General features: G+C 62.3%; 15 protein-coding genes. 8 read left to right on the forward strand and 7 right to left on the reverse strand.

The annotated features are described in order from the left end of the window. The first annotated feature begins 34 nt into the window (after nucleotides 1-34). The 4 genes from F6X40_RS31120 to F6X40_RS31135 all read left to right on the forward strand — a co-directional run bounded on the left by F6X40_RS31120 (nucleotide 35) and on the right by F6X40_RS31135 (nucleotide 3,614). Nucleotides 35-1,066: a CDP-6-deoxy-delta-3,4-glucoseen reductase gene (locus F6X40_RS31120; RefSeq protein ID WP_187630472.1), complete on the forward strand. Its 1,032-nt coding sequence runs from the start codon at nucleotides 35-37 to the stop codon at nucleotides 1,064-1,066. A gap of 313 nt (nucleotides 1,067-1,379) precedes the next feature. Beyond that, nucleotides 1,380-2,564, forward strand: a complete 1,185-nt coding sequence (locus F6X40_RS31125) for an acetylornithine transaminase (RefSeq protein ID WP_187630473.1) — start codon at nucleotides 1,380-1,382, stop codon at nucleotides 2,562-2,564. A gap of 19 nt (nucleotides 2,565-2,583) precedes the next feature. Further along, nucleotides 2,584-3,057, forward strand: a complete 474-nt coding sequence (locus F6X40_RS31130; protein WP_187630474.1) for a GNAT family acetyltransferase — start codon at nucleotides 2,584-2,586, stop codon at nucleotides 3,055-3,057. 263 nt (nucleotides 3,058-3,320) lie between these two features. Then, nucleotides 3,321-3,614, forward strand: a complete 294-nt coding sequence (locus F6X40_RS31135; protein WP_018421572.1) for a GYD domain-containing protein — start codon at nucleotides 3,321-3,323, stop codon at nucleotides 3,612-3,614. 145 nt (nucleotides 3,615-3,759) lie between these two features. Here F6X40_RS31135 and F6X40_RS31140 read toward each other — a convergent pair whose 3' ends face one another. The 7 genes from F6X40_RS31140 to F6X40_RS31170 all read right to left on the reverse strand — a co-directional run bounded on the left by F6X40_RS31140 (nucleotide 3,760) and on the right by F6X40_RS31170 (nucleotide 10,832). Further along, nucleotides 3,760-4,464 (reverse strand): ABC transporter ATP-binding protein, encoded by a 705-nt coding sequence (locus tag F6X40_RS31140; RefSeq protein ID WP_026225995.1) that lies wholly within the window; start codon nucleotides 4,462-4,464, stop codon nucleotides 3,760-3,762. A gap of 17 nt (nucleotides 4,465-4,481) precedes the next feature. Continuing rightward, nucleotides 4,482-5,273: an ABC transporter ATP-binding protein gene (locus F6X40_RS31145; protein ID WP_184023151.1), complete on the reverse strand. Its 792-nt coding sequence runs from the start codon at nucleotides 5,271-5,273 to the stop codon at nucleotides 4,482-4,484. A 20-nt stretch (nucleotides 5,274-5,293) separates the two neighbouring features. Then, nucleotides 5,294-6,463: an ABC transporter permease subunit gene (locus tag F6X40_RS31150; protein WP_184072642.1), complete on the reverse strand. Its 1,170-nt coding sequence runs from the start codon at nucleotides 6,461-6,463 to the stop codon at nucleotides 5,294-5,296. Nucleotides 6,464-6,489: 26 nt separating this feature from the next. Beyond that, on the reverse strand, nucleotides 6,490-7,440 hold the full coding sequence (locus F6X40_RS31155; RefSeq protein ID WP_018421576.1) for a branched-chain amino acid ABC transporter permease: 951 nt from the start codon (nucleotides 7,438-7,440) through the stop codon (nucleotides 6,490-6,492). Nucleotides 7,441-7,668: 228 nt separating this feature from the next. Then, a complete protein-coding gene (locus tag F6X40_RS31160) occupies nucleotides 7,669-8,871 on the reverse strand; it encodes a branched-chain amino acid ABC transporter substrate-binding protein (RefSeq protein WP_187630475.1) in 1,203 nt (400 codons plus the stop codon). A 543-nt stretch (nucleotides 8,872-9,414) separates the two neighbouring features. Beyond that, nucleotides 9,415-10,374 carry a 4-hydroxy-3-methylbut-2-enyl diphosphate reductase gene (ispH, locus tag F6X40_RS31165; RefSeq protein ID WP_184006365.1) on the reverse strand — a complete coding sequence of 320 codons (960 nt, stop codon included), beginning with the start codon at nucleotides 10,372-10,374 and terminating at the stop codon, nucleotides 9,415-9,417. 2 nt (nucleotides 10,375-10,376) lie between these two features. Next, nucleotides 10,377-10,832: a peptidylprolyl isomerase gene (locus F6X40_RS31170; RefSeq protein ID WP_184072644.1), complete on the reverse strand. Its 456-nt coding sequence runs from the start codon at nucleotides 10,830-10,832 to the stop codon at nucleotides 10,377-10,379. Between the two features lie 206 nt (nucleotides 10,833-11,038). On the opposite strand from F6X40_RS31170, the gene radC reads away from it, so the two are divergent. The 4 genes from radC (at nucleotide 11,039) to nadB (ending at nucleotide 14,400) form a co-directional block, all read left to right on the forward strand. After that, nucleotides 11,039-11,953: a RadC family protein gene (gene radC, locus F6X40_RS31175; RefSeq protein ID WP_184072717.1), complete on the forward strand. Its 915-nt coding sequence runs from the start codon at nucleotides 11,039-11,041 to the stop codon at nucleotides 11,951-11,953. A gap of 210 nt (nucleotides 11,954-12,163) precedes the next feature. Beyond that, the gene (gene rpmB, locus F6X40_RS31180; RefSeq protein WP_007180631.1) at nucleotides 12,164-12,397 is read left to right on the forward strand and encodes a 50S ribosomal protein L28; all 234 of its coding nucleotides are present in this window, start codon (nucleotides 12,164-12,166) and stop codon (nucleotides 12,395-12,397) included. A gap of 10 nt (nucleotides 12,398-12,407) precedes the next feature. Further along, on the forward strand, nucleotides 12,408-12,575 hold the full coding sequence (gene rpmG / locus F6X40_RS31185; RefSeq protein WP_008919555.1) for a 50S ribosomal protein L33: 168 nt from the start codon (nucleotides 12,408-12,410) through the stop codon (nucleotides 12,573-12,575). A gap of 226 nt (nucleotides 12,576-12,801) precedes the next feature. Further along, nucleotides 12,802-14,400 (forward strand): L-aspartate oxidase, encoded by a 1,599-nt coding sequence (nadB, locus tag F6X40_RS31190; RefSeq protein ID WP_187630476.1) that lies wholly within the window; start codon nucleotides 12,802-12,804, stop codon nucleotides 14,398-14,400. Nucleotides 14,401-14,435: the final 35 nt, after the last annotated feature.

Consider the following 14,435-nt stretch of genomic DNA (forward strand, 5'->3'; position numbering starts at 1 on the left):
ATTACGATTCCGAATTTTCGATTCCGAACACTTTATGGCATTTAACGTCACGCTCCGGCAAACCGGCCGGCAGTTTCAGGTAGAACAGGACGAACCGGTGCTCTCCGCAGCGCTGCGTCAAGGCATCGGCCTGCCGTACGGCTGCAAGAACGGCGCGTGCGGTTCGTGCAAAGGCACGGTCGTGAGCGGCGAGGTCGAACAGCGCGCGCACTCGTCGTCGGCGCTGTCGAACGACGAAAAGACGCGCGGCATGGCGCTCCTGTGCTGCGCGACCGCGTGCTCCGATCTCGAAGTCGACATCCGCGAAGTGGCCGGCGTCGGCGATGTGCAGGTCAAGAAGCTGCCGTGCCGCGTGAACGCGATCGAGCGCAAGGCCGACGACGTGATCGTCGTGAAGCTGCAACTGCCCGCCAACGAACGTCTGCAATATCTGGCCGGCCAGTACCTCGAATTCACCCTGAAGGACGGCAAGCGCCGCAGCTATTCGATGGCGAGCGCGCCGCACGTCGAAGGCCCGGTCGAACTGCACATCCGCCACATGCCCGGCGGTGCGTTCACCGACCATGTGTTCAACACGATGAAGGAGCGCGACATCCTGCGCTTCGAAGCGCCGCTCGGCACGTTCTTCCTGCGCGAAAACTCGGACAAGCCGATCGTGCTGCTCGCGTCGGGCACCGGCTTCGCGCCGCTGAAGGCGATCGTCGAGCATGCGGTGTTCAAGAGCATGACGCGCCCCATGACGCTCTACTGGGGCGCGCGCCGCAAGAAAGACCTGTATCTGCTCGAACTCGCCGAGCAATGGGCGCGCGAGATTCCGAACTTCAAGTTCGTGCCGGTGCTCTCCGAGCCCGATGCGGGCGACGCATGGACGGGCCGCACGGGCTTCGTGCATCGGGCGGTGATCGAGGATCTGCCCGATCTGTCGGCCTACCAGGTGTATGCATGCGGCGCGCCGGTGATGGTCGAATCGGCGCTGCGCGACTTCACGCAGCATCACCAGCTGCCGGAAGACGAGTTCTACGCGGACTCGTTCACCAGCGCGGCCGATCTCGCGAACGCGGTCTGATTGCACGGCGGCAAATTCCCCCCGATGCAGCGCCAGTGCAAATTCATGGTTTACACCAGCGCTTTTCTTATCGTATTCTTTCGCGCATGAACCGCATCCAGTCCGAATTCCGACGTCGCCGCTCGCCGCTCCCTTAGGGACGCCGCTGGCTTCGTCACGGACTCGCGCCACACAAAACCTGGGCGCAAGCTGTTCGAATCATGAAAGCCACGGCATGCCGTGGCTTTTCTGTTTTTCCGGCCGCCGTTTTTATTGGCCAAATCGTCACCGTTTCTTCACCCTGCTCTTACCCTTTTGCCTGGAGCCTGCCGTCATGAATTTCAATGAGTATCCAATCGATTCGCTGATGTACATCACGAACCGGCCTGAAATCGTTTTCACGCATGGTAAAGGCTCGTGGATTTACGACAACAACGGCAAGCGCTACCTGGATTTCATTCAGGGCTGGGCGGTCAATTGTCTCGGCCACTGCAACGACGGCATGATCGAAGCGCTGAACCAGCAGGCCAAGCTGCTGATCAACCCGTCGCCGGCGTTCTACAACGAGCCGATGGCGAAGCTAGCGGACCTGCTCACGCAGCACAGCTGCTTCGACAAGGTGTTCTTCGCGAACAGCGGCGCCGAGGCGAACGAAGGCGCGATCAAGCTCGCGCGCAAGTGGGGCAGAAAGTTCAAGGACGGCGCGTTCGAGATCATCACGTTCGACCACAGCTTCCACGGCCGCACGCTCGCGACGATGTCGGCCAGCGGCAAGCCGGGCTGGGACACGATCTACGCGCCGCAGGTGCCGGGCTTCCCGAAGGCGGACCTGAACGACATCGCGTCGGTGGAAAAGCTGATCAACGCGAAGACCGTCGCGGTGATGCTCGAGCCGATCCAGGGCGAAGGCGGCGTGATCCCCGCAACCCGCGAGTTCATGCAGCAACTGCGCGAGCTGACGAAAAAACACAACATCTTGCTGATCGTCGACGAAGTGCAAAGCGGCTGTGGTCGCGCCGGCACGCTGTTCGCGTATCAGCTGTCTGGCATCGAGCCGGACATCATGACGCTCGGCAAAGGCATCGGCGGCGGCGTGCCGCTCGCGGCGCTGCTGTCGAAGGCGGAAATCGCCGTGTTTGAAGCGGGCGATCAGGGCGGCACCTACAACGGCAATCCGCTGATGACCGCGGTCGGCTACTCGGTGATCTCGCAGCTGACGGCGCCGGGCTTCCTCGAAGGCGTGCGCTCGCGCGGCGAATATCTGCGCACGAAGCTGCTCGAGCTGTCCGAGGAGCGCGGCTTCAAGGGCGAGCGCGGCGAGGGTCTGCTGCGCGCGCTGCTGCTCGGCAAGGACATCGGCAACCAGATTGTCGAGAAGGCGCGCGACATGCAACCCGACGGCGTGCTGCTGAACGCCGCGCGTCCGAACCTGCTGCGCTTCATGCCGGCGCTTAACGTGACGACCGGAGAAATCGACCAGATGCTGGCGATGCTGCGCTCGGTTCTCGACTCGCTGTAATCAACCACGGAGCGCACCGATGACGACGAACACGACGCTGTCGATCCGCCGCTTCGACGCGACCGATACCGAAGCCGTGATTGCGCTATGGCAGGACGTGTTTCCCGAGTATCGCGACGTGACGCGACCGCAGCGCAACCCGCGTCAGTCGATCGCCAACAAGCTCGCGACGCAACCGGAGCTGTTCTTCGTCGCGGCGCTCGATGGACGCATCGTCGGCACCGTAATGGGCGGCTATGATGGACACCGCGGCTGGTTGTATTCGCTCGCGGTCGACGCATCGCTGCGACGTAATGGCATCGGCACGCGGCTCGTCGCGCACGTCGAGAGCGAGTTGACGAAGCTTGGTTGTCCGAAGCTGAACCTGCAGATACTGTCGTCGGCAACGGCTGAGATACGGGCGTTCTACGATGCGCTCGGGTATCGCACCGATGCGGTGATCAGCCTCGGCAAGCGGCTCGGCCAATACGCCGACGCGGCCCCGGCCGGTTGATTCGCGTCGTACGCCTGATTAAAGAAAGCCGCATGCGTTGCTTGACGCATGCGACTTTTTCAATGGTTCTCCCGCAAGCAGCGCACGTATCGGCGGATTCGGACAAATAGCAGATGGCGAGCAGTTGGATTGCCTAGAATCGTTTACGCACGAGACGACGCCGGCGCTGGAAAGACAGGTTTGCGGCGAATCGCGACCCTTCCCCCCCGGGGGCGGCTCATGCGTCTGAGTCCCAACGCGTTGGAATCCTAAGGGGAATCTTCATGGCGACTTATGTGGTGCTCCTGCAATTTACGGATCAGGGTATCCGCACGATCAAGAACAGTGCAGAGCGAGCCGGGCAGGCGGCGGAAATGGCGAAATCTTTTGGCTGCGAAATGAAGCAGATCTACTGGACGTTAGGGGCATACGACGTTGTCTCGGTCGTCGAAGCGGCAGACGAGCAGAGCTTCCTCGCCTTCGGCTTCGCACTCGGCTCGGCCGGCAATGTCCGCTCGCAAACGCTGCGTGCGTTCACAAAAGACGAAATCAGTTCGGTTATCGGGCGACTCCCTTAATTCACGTCCCAACCAGAAAAATAAAACGCGCCCCGCGACATTGCATCGCGGGGCGCGTTGCAAGCCGGACGTATGCGCCACCGGCGCGCACGTCCAACTCGTCACATGCTTATTCACCCACTCGTTCGCCCGCTCATTCGCCCGCTCATTCGCCCAAATACGCGGCCCGAACCTTCGGATCGTCAAGCATCTGCTTCGCGTCGCCCGACATCGTGATCAGACCGGAGTCCATCACGTAGCCGCGATTCGCCGCCTGCAGCGCGAGCCGCGCGTTCTGCTCGACGAGCAGCACAGTCATGCCTTCAGAGGAAATCAGGCGCACCACTTCGAAGATCTTCTCGACCATGATCGGCGACAGACCCATCGACGGTTCGTCGAGCAGCAGCAGTTTGGGCCGCGAGATGATCGCGCGTGCCATTGCGAGCATCTGCTGCTCGCCGCCCGACAGCGTGCCCGCGTATTGCGATGCACGCTCCTTCAGACGCGGAAAGAAGCCGAACATGCGCTCGACGTCCGACTTGATGCCATCGTCATCGTTGCGCAGATACGCACCCATCTGCATGTTCTCGACGATCGACATGCGCGCGAAAATGCCGCGCCCTTCCGGCACCATCGCGAGACCGCGCTTCAGAAGCTCATGCGCGGGCAACCCCTTGATCGACTGACCCATGTACTCGATGTCGCCGGCCGCATACGCCTTCAGGCCGGTGATCGCCTTCATCGTCGTGGTTTTGCCCGCGCCGTTCGCGCCGATCAGCGTGACGAGTTCGCCCTGCCCGACCTCGAGGTCGACACCCTTGACCGCCTGGATGCCACCGTAGTTGACCTGCAGGCCCTTGATTTTCAACATTGCTTGCGTCGTGGACATCAGTGGACCCCCGCACCCAGATAAGCTTCGATCACCTTCGCATCCTTCTGCACGTCCTGCGGCAAACCTTGCGCAATCACCTTGCCGTAGTCGAGCACCGTCATCTGATTGCACAGACCCATCACGAGCTTCACGTCGTGTTCGATCAGCAGAATCGTCTTGCCGTCCGCACGGATCTTGTCGAGCAGCCTGGTCAGCTCGACCTTCTCGGTGGCGTTCATGCCGGCCGCCGGTTCGTCGAGCGCGAGCAGCTTCGGATCGGTCGCCAGCGCACGCGCGATTTCGAGCCGCCGCTGGTGGCCATACGACAGGTTGCGCGACGTATAGTCCGCGTACTGCGTAATGCCGACGTAGTCGAGCAGTTCGAGCGCGCGCTCCTTGATCTCGCGCTCTTCCTGGCGTTCGGCCGGCGTCTGGAACACTGCGCCGAGCAGACCGTGCTTCGTGCGCACATGACGGCCGACCATCACGTTTTCGAGCGCGGTCATGCCGCCGAACAGACGGATGTTCTGGAACGTGCGCGCAATGCCCGCCTTCGCGACCTGATAGACCGCGGTCGGCGTGTAGCTCTCGCCGTCGAGCTTGAACTCGCCTGAATCCGGCGTGTACAGACCCGTGATCACATTGAAGAAGGTGGTCTTGCCGGCGCCGTTCGGGCCGATCAGGCCGTAGATCTCGCCCGCGCGGATCTGCAGGCCGACCTCGGAAAGCGCCTGAAGGCCGCCGAAGCGCTTGTTGACGCCCTTCACCGACAGCCGGGTCGTCGCGTTGTTGCTTACGTTATCGCTCATGTCTTTTTCTCCACCGGACCTTATGCGCGCACCGGCTTCTTGCCGCCACGCTTCGCCAGCTTCGCAATCCTGTCTTCGTGCTTCGGCGCGGGCCACAGGCCTTCCGAGCGGTACAGCATGATCACGACCATCGCGAGGCCGTACAGCAACTGACGGATCACTTCGGTATCGACGATTTCATGGCCGAAGATCATGTTCTGCAGCGGACCCATCGTCGAGCGCAGGAACTCGGGGAACACCGCGAGCAGCACCGCGCCGAGGATCACGCCCGGAATGTGGCCCATGCCGCCGAGCACCACGCAGGCGAGCACCACGACCGATTCCCAGAACGTGAACGATTCCGGCGACACGAAACCCTGGAACGAGCCGAACATGGCGCCCGACAGGCCGCCGAACGACGCGCCCATCGCGAACGCAAGCAGCTTCACGTTACGGGTATTGATGCCCATCGCCTTGGCCGCGATTTCGTCTTCGCGGATTGCGGCCCACGCGCGGCCGATCCGCGAATGCTGCAGACGCGTACAGGTCCAGATCACGAACAGCGCGCACAGCACGAACAGGTAGTAGTACAGGTACACCGACGGAAACTGCATGCCGAACAGCGAGTGTGTCTGCGCGAGGCTGAAGCCGCCGATGGACACCGGATCGATCCCGGTGATCCCCTTCGGGCCGTTGGTGATGTTCACCGGACGGTCGAGGTTGTTCATGAAGATCCGCACGATTTCCCCGAAGCCGAGGGTCACGATCGCGAGGTAGTCGCCACGCAGACGCAGTGTCGGCGCACCGAGCAGAATCCCGAACATCGCGGCGAGCGCCATCGCGATCGGCGCGATGATCCAGATCGGCACGTGGATGCCGTTCGGCGCGAGATGCGCGATCCACGCGAATTGCGTCGCGAGGTGCGGTGAGCTCAGCAGCGCGGCCGTGTAGGCGCCGATCGCGTAGAACGCGATGTAGCCCAGGTCCAGCAGGCCGGCAAAGCCGACCACCACGTTCAGGCCCAGCGCGAGCATCACGTACAGCATCGCGAAGTCGAGCACGCGGACCCAGTAGTTGCCGCCCGCGGCGCCGATGACCATCGGCGCCGCGATCACGAAGATCGCCGTGAGAATACCGATAGTCAGCGTCTTCGTGCGGTTCTTTTCGGGGATGAGCGTCGTGGACGGCTCGATCGGTTGAATTGAGGTCATGATTGTTGACTCCTTGTGGCCCGGGATCAGGCGCGATCCGCGACACGTTCGCCGAGCAGGCCCGACGGACGGAACACCAGCACGACGATCAGCACGATGAACGCGAACACGTCCTGGTAGTTACTGCCGAACACGCCGCCCGTGAGGTCGCCGATATAGCCGGCACCCAACTGCTCGATCAGGCCGAGGAGCACGCCGCCGACCATCGCGCCGCCGAGATTGCCGATACCGCCGAGCACCGCCGCGGTAAAGGCCTTCAGGCCAGGGATGAAGCCCATGTAGAAGTGCGCGTTGCCGTATTCGGACGCGATCATCACGCCGGCGAGCGCAGCCAGCGCCGAGCCGATCATGAAGGTCGCCGAAATCACGAAGTTCGGGTTCACACCCATCAGACTCGCGACGTTCGGGTTCTCGGCGATCGCGCGCATCGCACGGCCGAGCCTGGTCTTGTGCACGAGCAGCAGGAGGCCGCCCATCACGAGGAACGCCGCCACGATGATCACGATTTCAGTCATCGAGATCACGGCGCCGGGCGTCGTGTCGGTGGCCTTGATCACGTTGATCGGGTCGGTGGGCAGCAGTTGCGGGAACGGCAGCGGATTGCGCGACCAGATCATCATCGCGAGCGTCTGCAGCAGAATCGATACACCGATCGCGGTGATCAGCGGCGCGAGACGCGGCGCACGCCGCAACGGCCGGTAGGCGACCCGCTCGATCGTGTAGCCGACCACCGCGCAGACGGCCGCCGCGATGATCAACGCGATCACGAGCGTCAGCACATTGCCGAGGCCGGGGAAGTGGTTCTGCAGCACACCTATGGCGGAGAGCGCAACCATCGCGCCCACCATCAACACGTCGCCGTGGGCGAAGTTGATGATGCCCAGAATGCCGTAAACCATCGTATAGCCCAGTGCGATGATGGCGTAGACACTGCCAAGCACCAGTCCATTCAGGATCTGCTGGATGAAGATATCCATTTAATGCTCCTTAGCCCGTGCGACTGGATTCGCGTTTTTCATCTGCCGATGGGCGGTGATGCGCTACGAATCTCAACGGCACTGCGGGTACTGATGTAAAAGACCGGTAAGGGTTATCCGTTGCCGGCTTGCCCTGACGACCGTGATGCGGTCGCGAGCTCACCTTGGGCGGATGCAAAAACGGCACCGTTGGATGGTGTCGGTGCCGTCAGGCCGAACTTCCCGTCATCACATCTTTACGACGTCGAGCACTGCTTTCTTGCCGTCCTTGAAGTCGTAAAGCGTAATGGCGCCCTCTTTCAAATCACCCTTGTCGTCGAACGCGATGTGGCCGATTACCCCGTTGTAATCGGTCGAAGGCATCGCAGCCAGCACCTTGGGCGCCTCGATAGAATTAGCGCGCTTCATTGCATCGACGATCACGTACACAGCGTCATACGTGAACGGCGCGTAAATCTGCACCGGCGTGTGGAAGCGGTCCTCGTACTTCTTTTCGAAGTCCGCTCCATTGGTCATTTTCGAAAGCGCGAGTCCTGCTTCCGAACAGACCAGGTTTTGCACGGCGCTACCCGCCAGCTCACCTACCTTGTCGGTACACACACCGTCGCCGCCAAGGATTTTTGCCCTGATACCGAGCGCCGCCGCCTGCTTCGTAAACGGGCCGCCCGTCGCGTCCATGCCGCCGAACATGATGGCGTCCGGCTGAACACTCTTGATCTTCGTGAGAATGGCCCGGAAATCCGTGGCCTTGTCGCTCGTCGCCTCCCGCGCGACGATCTTCGCGCCGCTCGCCTCGGCGGTCTTCGTGAACTCGTCCGCGAGACCTTTGCCGTAGGCGGTCGCATCGTCCACGACCGCGATGCGTTTGGCGCCCAGCGCCTTCGTCGCGTAATTGGCGAGCGCCGGACCCTGCTGCGCGTCGGTCGCGACCACCCGATAGGTCGTCTTGAACCCTTGCTGCGTATAGGCCGGATTCGTCGACGACGGCGAGATCTCGACGATGCTCGCGTCGCTATAGATCTTCGACGCCGGAATCGAGACCCCGGAGTTCAGGTGTCCGATCACCGCGACCACGTGATCGTCGACCAGCTTCTGCGCGACGGCGGTGCCGGTTTTCGGGTCCGCTGCATCGTCCTGCGCGTCGAGTTGCAGCTGGATCTTGCGACCGTCGATCGTCAAACCCTGCGCATTGATTTCTTCGACCGCGAGGCGCGCCCCATTTTCGTTGTCCTTGCCCAGGTGCGCGATGCCGCCCGTCAACGGAGCCGCATGACCGATCTTCACGATAGTCGCTTCGCTCGCGGCGGCAACCGCCGCGGCCGAGGCCCCCGATGTGCCCGTTCCCGCTTCGCCATCCTGTTTCTTGCCGCACGCGGTCAGCATCGCAACCGTGGCCGCGATGGACACGGCGTAAGCAAATTTGACTCGCATCAAGTAAGGTCTCCTGCGCCTTGCAAAATCCACTGTCCAGGACCTCAAGGCCTTGAGAACGCGCGCATTGTAACTCCAATTATGCGGGTGGCAATATTGTTGAACCGGTGGGGTTTTCCTGCATTGCAACCTGATTTTGAGAGCGAAATCCGTCAAAAGGCGCAACCTGGTTGCGATCCGTTTTCGTGCACCAGTTGCACCGGCGCCGAACCCGCTGGCATCAAGTGTTGCGGGCGATCGGCGCGAATCCCGGATAGGCCGGGCTTTGCGTCGGGTATGACCATTTAGCGCGCGCTCGGCAAATTGCACCAATTCAGTGCATTCTCAATCCGTCTTAAAGCTTTGGCGAGCTTAAAACGGGGACGCATCGCGCCAAAATCGATAAAAGCCCCGATCACCATTCAAAATAATTTGTGCGCGAGACCACCGAAAGTTGACCGGTCATTCGATGTGGCACTTAATTTAATCAGAGGTTCGTCGGGCACGGGCATAAAAAAAGCGCGCCCACGGGCGCGCTTTCCTTTCAGTGTAGCTAACGGATTGTCAGGCTGGCAGACCGAGCCCGCGTGGCAGCGGAAACGCGATGTTTTCCTCGATGCCCTCGAGCGCGCGCACGTTGCGCACACCCAGTTCGCGCAAACGCGCGATCACCGCCTGCGCCAGTACCTCCGGCGCCGACGCACCGGCGGTCACGCCAATGCGGCGCTTGCCCTCGACCCAAACCGGATCGATCTGATCGGGCGAATCGACCATATAGGCTGGCACGCCGAGCTTCTCGGCGAGCTCGCGCAAGCGGTTCGAATTCGAGCTGTTCGGACTGCCGACGACGATCACGACGTCGCACTGCGGCGCCATGAACTTCACTGCGTCCTGGCGATTCTGCGTGGCGTAGCAGATGTCCTGCTTCTTCGGCTCACGGATGGACGGGTACTTGGCCTTCAGCGCGCCGATGATTTCGGCGGCGTCGTCGACCGACAGCGTGGTTTGCGTGACGAAGGCGATCCGCTCCGGATCGGCGAGCTGCAACGCCTGCACATCCTCGATGTCCTCGACCAGATGCATGCCCTCGGCCGCCTGGCCCATCGTGCCTTCGACTTCCGGATGGCCCTTGTGGCCGATCATCACGATGTCGAAACCGTCCTGGCGCATCTTCGCGACTTCGATATGCACCTTGGTCACGAGCGGACAGGTGGCGTCGTACACCCGCAGCCCGCGCGACTCCGCCTCCGAGCGCACGGCCTTCGACACGCCATGCGCGCTGAAGATCACCGTGTTGCCCGCCGGCACTTCGTCCAGGTTCTCGATGAAGATCGCACCCTTCTTGCGCAGGTCTTCGACCACATAGGCGTTATGGACGATTTCGTGACGCACGTAGATCGGCGAGCCATACAGCTTGATGGCCCGCTCGACGATCTCGATCGCCCGGTCGACGCCGGCGCAGAACCCGCGTGGCTGGGCCAGCAGGATCTCCGCTTCGGCAAGAGTCGTATCCGTGATGCTCATGTTTACAGAATCCCGATGATTTTCACTTCAAACGCCAGCGCCTGGCCGGCAAGCGGGTGATTGAAATCGAATAGGGCCGACGTTTCGCCAACTTCCTTCAGTACGCCGGCATAGCGCCCGCCGCCCGGCGCGTTGAATTCGATCAGGTCACCCGGGGAAAAATCCTCGCCGATCATGCTGTTCTCCCGCAGCGTGGCGAGGGACACGCGCTGGATCAGATCCGGATTGCGCGGGCCGAACGCCTGGCCCGGCGCTAGCTGAAAGGTCGAATGGCGGCCCACCTTCAAACCCAGCAAAATATCTTCCAGCGGCGGCGCCAGTTGACCGGCGCCGAGCAGCAGCGTGGCCGGCTTGTCGTTGAACGTGTTGATCACTTCGGCGCCATCGGCAAGGGAAAGCCGGTAATGCAGCGTGACGTGTGAACCGGGTTTCACCTCGGAAATATCGATGATGCTCATGCAATGCTCGCTCAGTCGAAGCGCTGCACGCGTGCGCCGCGGGGCAGTCGACGCGTGTGGCAAACCGTCGGCGTGCCGTGCGCAAAGTGTCTATTGTAAGCCACCTAGCGGGCGCCGGCTTGAGTCCGTCGCGCGCGAGGGCGGCACGGCCCGGCGGCGCATTGCGCCGCGTGCGCCGTCAACCTTACGCGGAGGACTCTATATATATGGCTGATTTCGCCAGCACAATCGACGAAACACCTGCGCCAACGCTGCGACGACCGAAGGCGCCGGCACGCGCCGGAGGCGGCGTGAAAGCCGCCGCGAATCGGTCGGCCGAGGCCCCGTCAGAAGCCGCCGACTCCACCGCCCGCTGCCGGCGGCAACTGTTTCGGGGTAAATGGCTCCGGCGCGACATGCCGCGCGAGCGACTGATCGAGCAGGGCCCCGACGTGCTGTCGGACACCGAAATGATCGCGCTCGTGCTCGGCTCTGGCCTGCCCGGTCACGACGTGTTCAGCGTCGCGCGGGCGCTGCTGGATCGCTTCGGCTCCCTGCGCGCGATGCTCGACGCGACTTATGCGGACTTCGACGGCATTCGCGGCATCGGCCCCGCGAAAAAAGCGCAATTACTCGCGATCATGGAAATGGCGCGTCGCTCGCTGGTCGACAAGATGCGCAAGCGCCCGCTAATGAATTCGCCCGAAGCGGTCGAAAGTTATCTGCGCCTTCTGATCGGCGGACAGCCGCAGGAGGTGTTCGTGTCGCTGTTTCTCGACGCCCGGCATCGGCTGATCCGCTGCGAGGAAAGCGCGCGCGGCTCGCTCACGCGCATGGCCGTGTATCCGCGCGAGATCGTGCGGCGGGCGCTCGCCGCGAACGCGGCCAGCCTGATCGTCGCGCATAATCATCCGTCCGGCGCCGTCGAGCCGAGTGCCAGCGACTGCCGCCTCACGCAGACGCTGCGCGACGCGCTCGCGCTCGTCGATGTGCAGTTGATCGATCATCTGGTGATCGGCGCGGACACCGTATATTCGTTCGCCCGCGCCGGCTGGCCGGGGCTCGCGCGCAAGCCCGCCCGAGCGCGGGAAGCGGAATGGCCGCCGTACGGCGCAGCGTCCCGCATCGCAAATAAGGTTTGATTTTGCGGCTTTTTTTCTGCTAGAATTCCGGTTTGCCTATTTCCAACCCCCTGTTCCGAAGCCATCAAGGCGTTCCGCAAAGGTCAGGCAGCTGTGGTAGCGAAGTGTCTCGATGCAAATTCGGCGCAACTTCGCACACTTTCAGCGCGGCTCTTTTCGGGAAACTTTCACGGCGTTCGAACTCAGAATTAGCGTATTAGGAGTGCTCTCATGGCACGCGTATGCCAAGTAACTGGGAAAGCGCCGATGAGCGGCAACAACGTTTCCCACGCGAACAACAAGACCAAGCGCCGGTTCCTGCCGAACCTGCAAAACCGCCGTATCTGGGTGGAAAGCGAAAACCGTTGGGTGCGTCTGCGCGTTTCGAACGCCGGTCTGCGCCTGATCGACAAGAACGGTATCGACGCTGTGCTCGCAGATTTGCGCGCACGCGGTGAAGCCTAAGGAGTAAATCATGGCGAAAGGCGCACGCGACAAGATCAAGCTGGAATCGACCGCAGGCACGGGTCACTTCTACACGACCACGAAGAACAAACGCAACATGCCGGAAAAGATGCTGATCAAGAAATTTGATCCGGTCATCCGCAAGCACGTTGACTACAAGGAAACCAAGATCAAGTAATCTTGGCTGTCCAGCCTGACGAAGGCAAAAACATGAAAGGCCTCGCATTCGTGCGAGGCTTTTTTGTTTTTGCGCGGACCTCGCGATAGCTCCGCAAGGCGCGCGCGAATCGCCCTATTCCGTTTGGCCAGCTTTCGCCAGGGCGATGCGGCGCGTATCCTTTGTCGTTTTCGCGGCGTGCGGTTCGCGCGCCGTCATCGCAAAACGAAAGACGGAGATGTGGGCAATGGAATTCGATGTGGCGATTGTCGGTAGCGGTCTGGCTGGTTTGAGCGTCGCGCTCAATCTCGCGCAGACACGGCGCGTTGCTGTGATCGCCAAGCGATCGCTGACCGAAGGCGCGAGCGACTGGGCGCAAGGCGGCATCGCCGCGGTGCTCGATTCGGCGGACAGCGTCGAGAATCACGTGCGCGATACGCTGACCGCAGGCGGCGGCCTGTGCGACGAGGCGGCGACACGCTTTATCGTCGAGCATGGGCGCGCCGCGATCGAATGGCTGATCGGACAGGGCGTGCCGTTCACGAAAGACGAGGCCGCCGAACTGGGCTTTCATTTGACGCGCGAAGGCGGCCATAGCCATCGCCGGATCATTCACGCGGCCGACGCGACCGGCCATGCGGTCGTCGCCACGCTCAGCGAGCAGGTGCGCCAGCATCCGAACATCACGCTGTTCGAAGACCATCACGCAATCGACCTGATCACGTCCGAACGCCTCGGCCTGCCCGGCCGCCGCTGCCATGGTCTGTATGCGCTCGATCTGCAAAGCGGCCGCACCGTTACGATCGAAGCGCCGCATACGGTGCTCGCGACCGGCGGCGCCGGCAAGGTCTACCTGTACACGACCAACCCCGACACCGCGACCGGCGACGGCATCGCGATGGCATGGCGCGCCGGTTGCCGCGTGTCGAACATGGAATTCATCCAGTTCCACCCGACGTGCCTGTTTCACCCATACGCGAAGTCGTTCCTGATTTCGGAAGCAGTGCGCGGCGAAGGCGGCATTCTGAAACTGCCGGATGGCACGCGCTTCATGCCCAATCACGACGAGCGCGCGGAGCTTGCGCCGCGCGACATCGTCGCGCGGGCGATCGATTTCGAGATCAAGAAACGCGGCATCGATTGCGTGTACCTCGACATCAGCCACCAGCCGGCCGCGTTCCTGCACGAGCATTTCCCGACGATCCTGGCACGCTGCCGCGAGTTCGGCATCGACATCACGAAAGAGCCGATTCCAGTGGTACCGGCCGCGCATTACACGTGCGGCGGCGTCGTCACCGATCTGGCGGGCCGCACCGATCTCGCGGGTCTCTACGCAGTCGGCGAAACGTCCTGCACCGGCCTGCACGGCGCGAACCGACTTGCCAGCAATTCGCTGCTCGAATGCCTCGTGACCGGCCGCTCCGCCGCCAAGGCGATCGAAGAGGAAGGCTTCGCTGCCGCCGTTCACGCGCCGCTGCCGGCCTGGGACGAAAGCCGCGTGTCCGATCCGGACGAGGAGGTCGTGGTCGCGCACAACTGGGACGAACTGCGCCGGCTGATGTGGAACTACGTCGGTATCGTGCGCACCGACAAGCGACTCGAGCGCGCGAAGCATCGGCTCGCGTTGCTGCGCGACGAGATCCACGAGTACTACGCGAACTTCAAGGTGAGCCGCGATCTGCTGGAACTGCGCAATCTGGTCGATGTGGCGTCGCTGATCGTGGACAGCGCGCGCTCGCGGCGCGAAAGCCGCGGCCTGCATTTCAGCCGCGACTGGCCGTCCACATTACCCAAGGCGCTACCGACGGTGCTCACGCCGAAGTATGTACACAGGCCGAATCCCTGACAGCCTTGGGCCGAAATACACGCTGAAACGACGCC

The sequence above is a fragment of the Paraburkholderia sp. UCT31 genome, from assembly GCF_014397655.1.
Classification (GTDB): domain Bacteria; phylum Pseudomonadota; class Gammaproteobacteria; order Burkholderiales; family Burkholderiaceae; genus Paraburkholderia; species Paraburkholderia tuberum.

Coding starts and splice junctions, on each gene's coding strand:
- rpmG (WP_008919555.1), top strand. CDS start 12,408: ATGGCGAAAGGCGCACGCGACAAGATCAAGCTGGAATCGACCGCAGGC.
- rpmB (WP_007180631.1), top strand. CDS start 12,164: ATGGCACGCGTATGCCAAGTAACTGGGAAAGCGCCGATGAGCGGCAAC.
- F6X40_RS31130 (WP_187630474.1), top strand. CDS start 2,584: ATGACGACGAACACGACGCTGTCGATCCGCCGCTTCGACGCGACCGAT.
- F6X40_RS31145 (WP_184023151.1), bottom strand. CDS start 5,273: ATGAGCGATAACGTAAGCAACAACGCGACGACCCGGCTGTCGGTGAAG.
- F6X40_RS31120 (WP_187630472.1), top strand. CDS start 35: ATGGCATTTAACGTCACGCTCCGGCAAACCGGCCGGCAGTTTCAGGTA.
- radC (WP_184072717.1), top strand. CDS start 11,039: ATGGCTGATTTCGCCAGCACAATCGACGAAACACCTGCGCCAACGCTG.
- F6X40_RS31160 (WP_187630475.1), bottom strand. CDS start 8,871: ATGCGAGTCAAATTTGCTTACGCCGTGTCCATCGCGGCCACGGTTGCG.
- F6X40_RS31140 (WP_026225995.1), bottom strand. CDS start 4,464: ATGTTGAAAATCAAGGGCCTGCAGGTCAACTACGGTGGCATCCAGGCG.
- F6X40_RS31125 (WP_187630473.1), top strand. CDS start 1,380: ATGAATTTCAATGAGTATCCAATCGATTCGCTGATGTACATCACGAAC.
- F6X40_RS31135 (WP_018421572.1), top strand. CDS start 3,321: ATGGCGACTTATGTGGTGCTCCTGCAATTTACGGATCAGGGTATCCGC.
- F6X40_RS31170 (WP_184072644.1), bottom strand. CDS start 10,832: ATGAGCATCATCGATATTTCCGAGGTGAAACCCGGTTCACACGTCACG.
- F6X40_RS31150 (WP_184072642.1), bottom strand. CDS start 6,463: ATGACCTCAATTCAACCGATCGAGCCGTCCACGACGCTCATCCCCGAA.
- nadB (WP_187630476.1), top strand. CDS start 12,802: ATGGAATTCGATGTGGCGATTGTCGGTAGCGGTCTGGCTGGTTTGAGC.
- F6X40_RS31155 (WP_018421576.1), bottom strand. CDS start 7,440: ATGGATATCTTCATCCAGCAGATCCTGAATGGACTGGTGCTTGGCAGT.
- ispH (WP_184006365.1), bottom strand. CDS start 10,374: ATGAGCATCACGGATACGACTCTTGCCGAAGCGGAGATCCTGCTGGCC.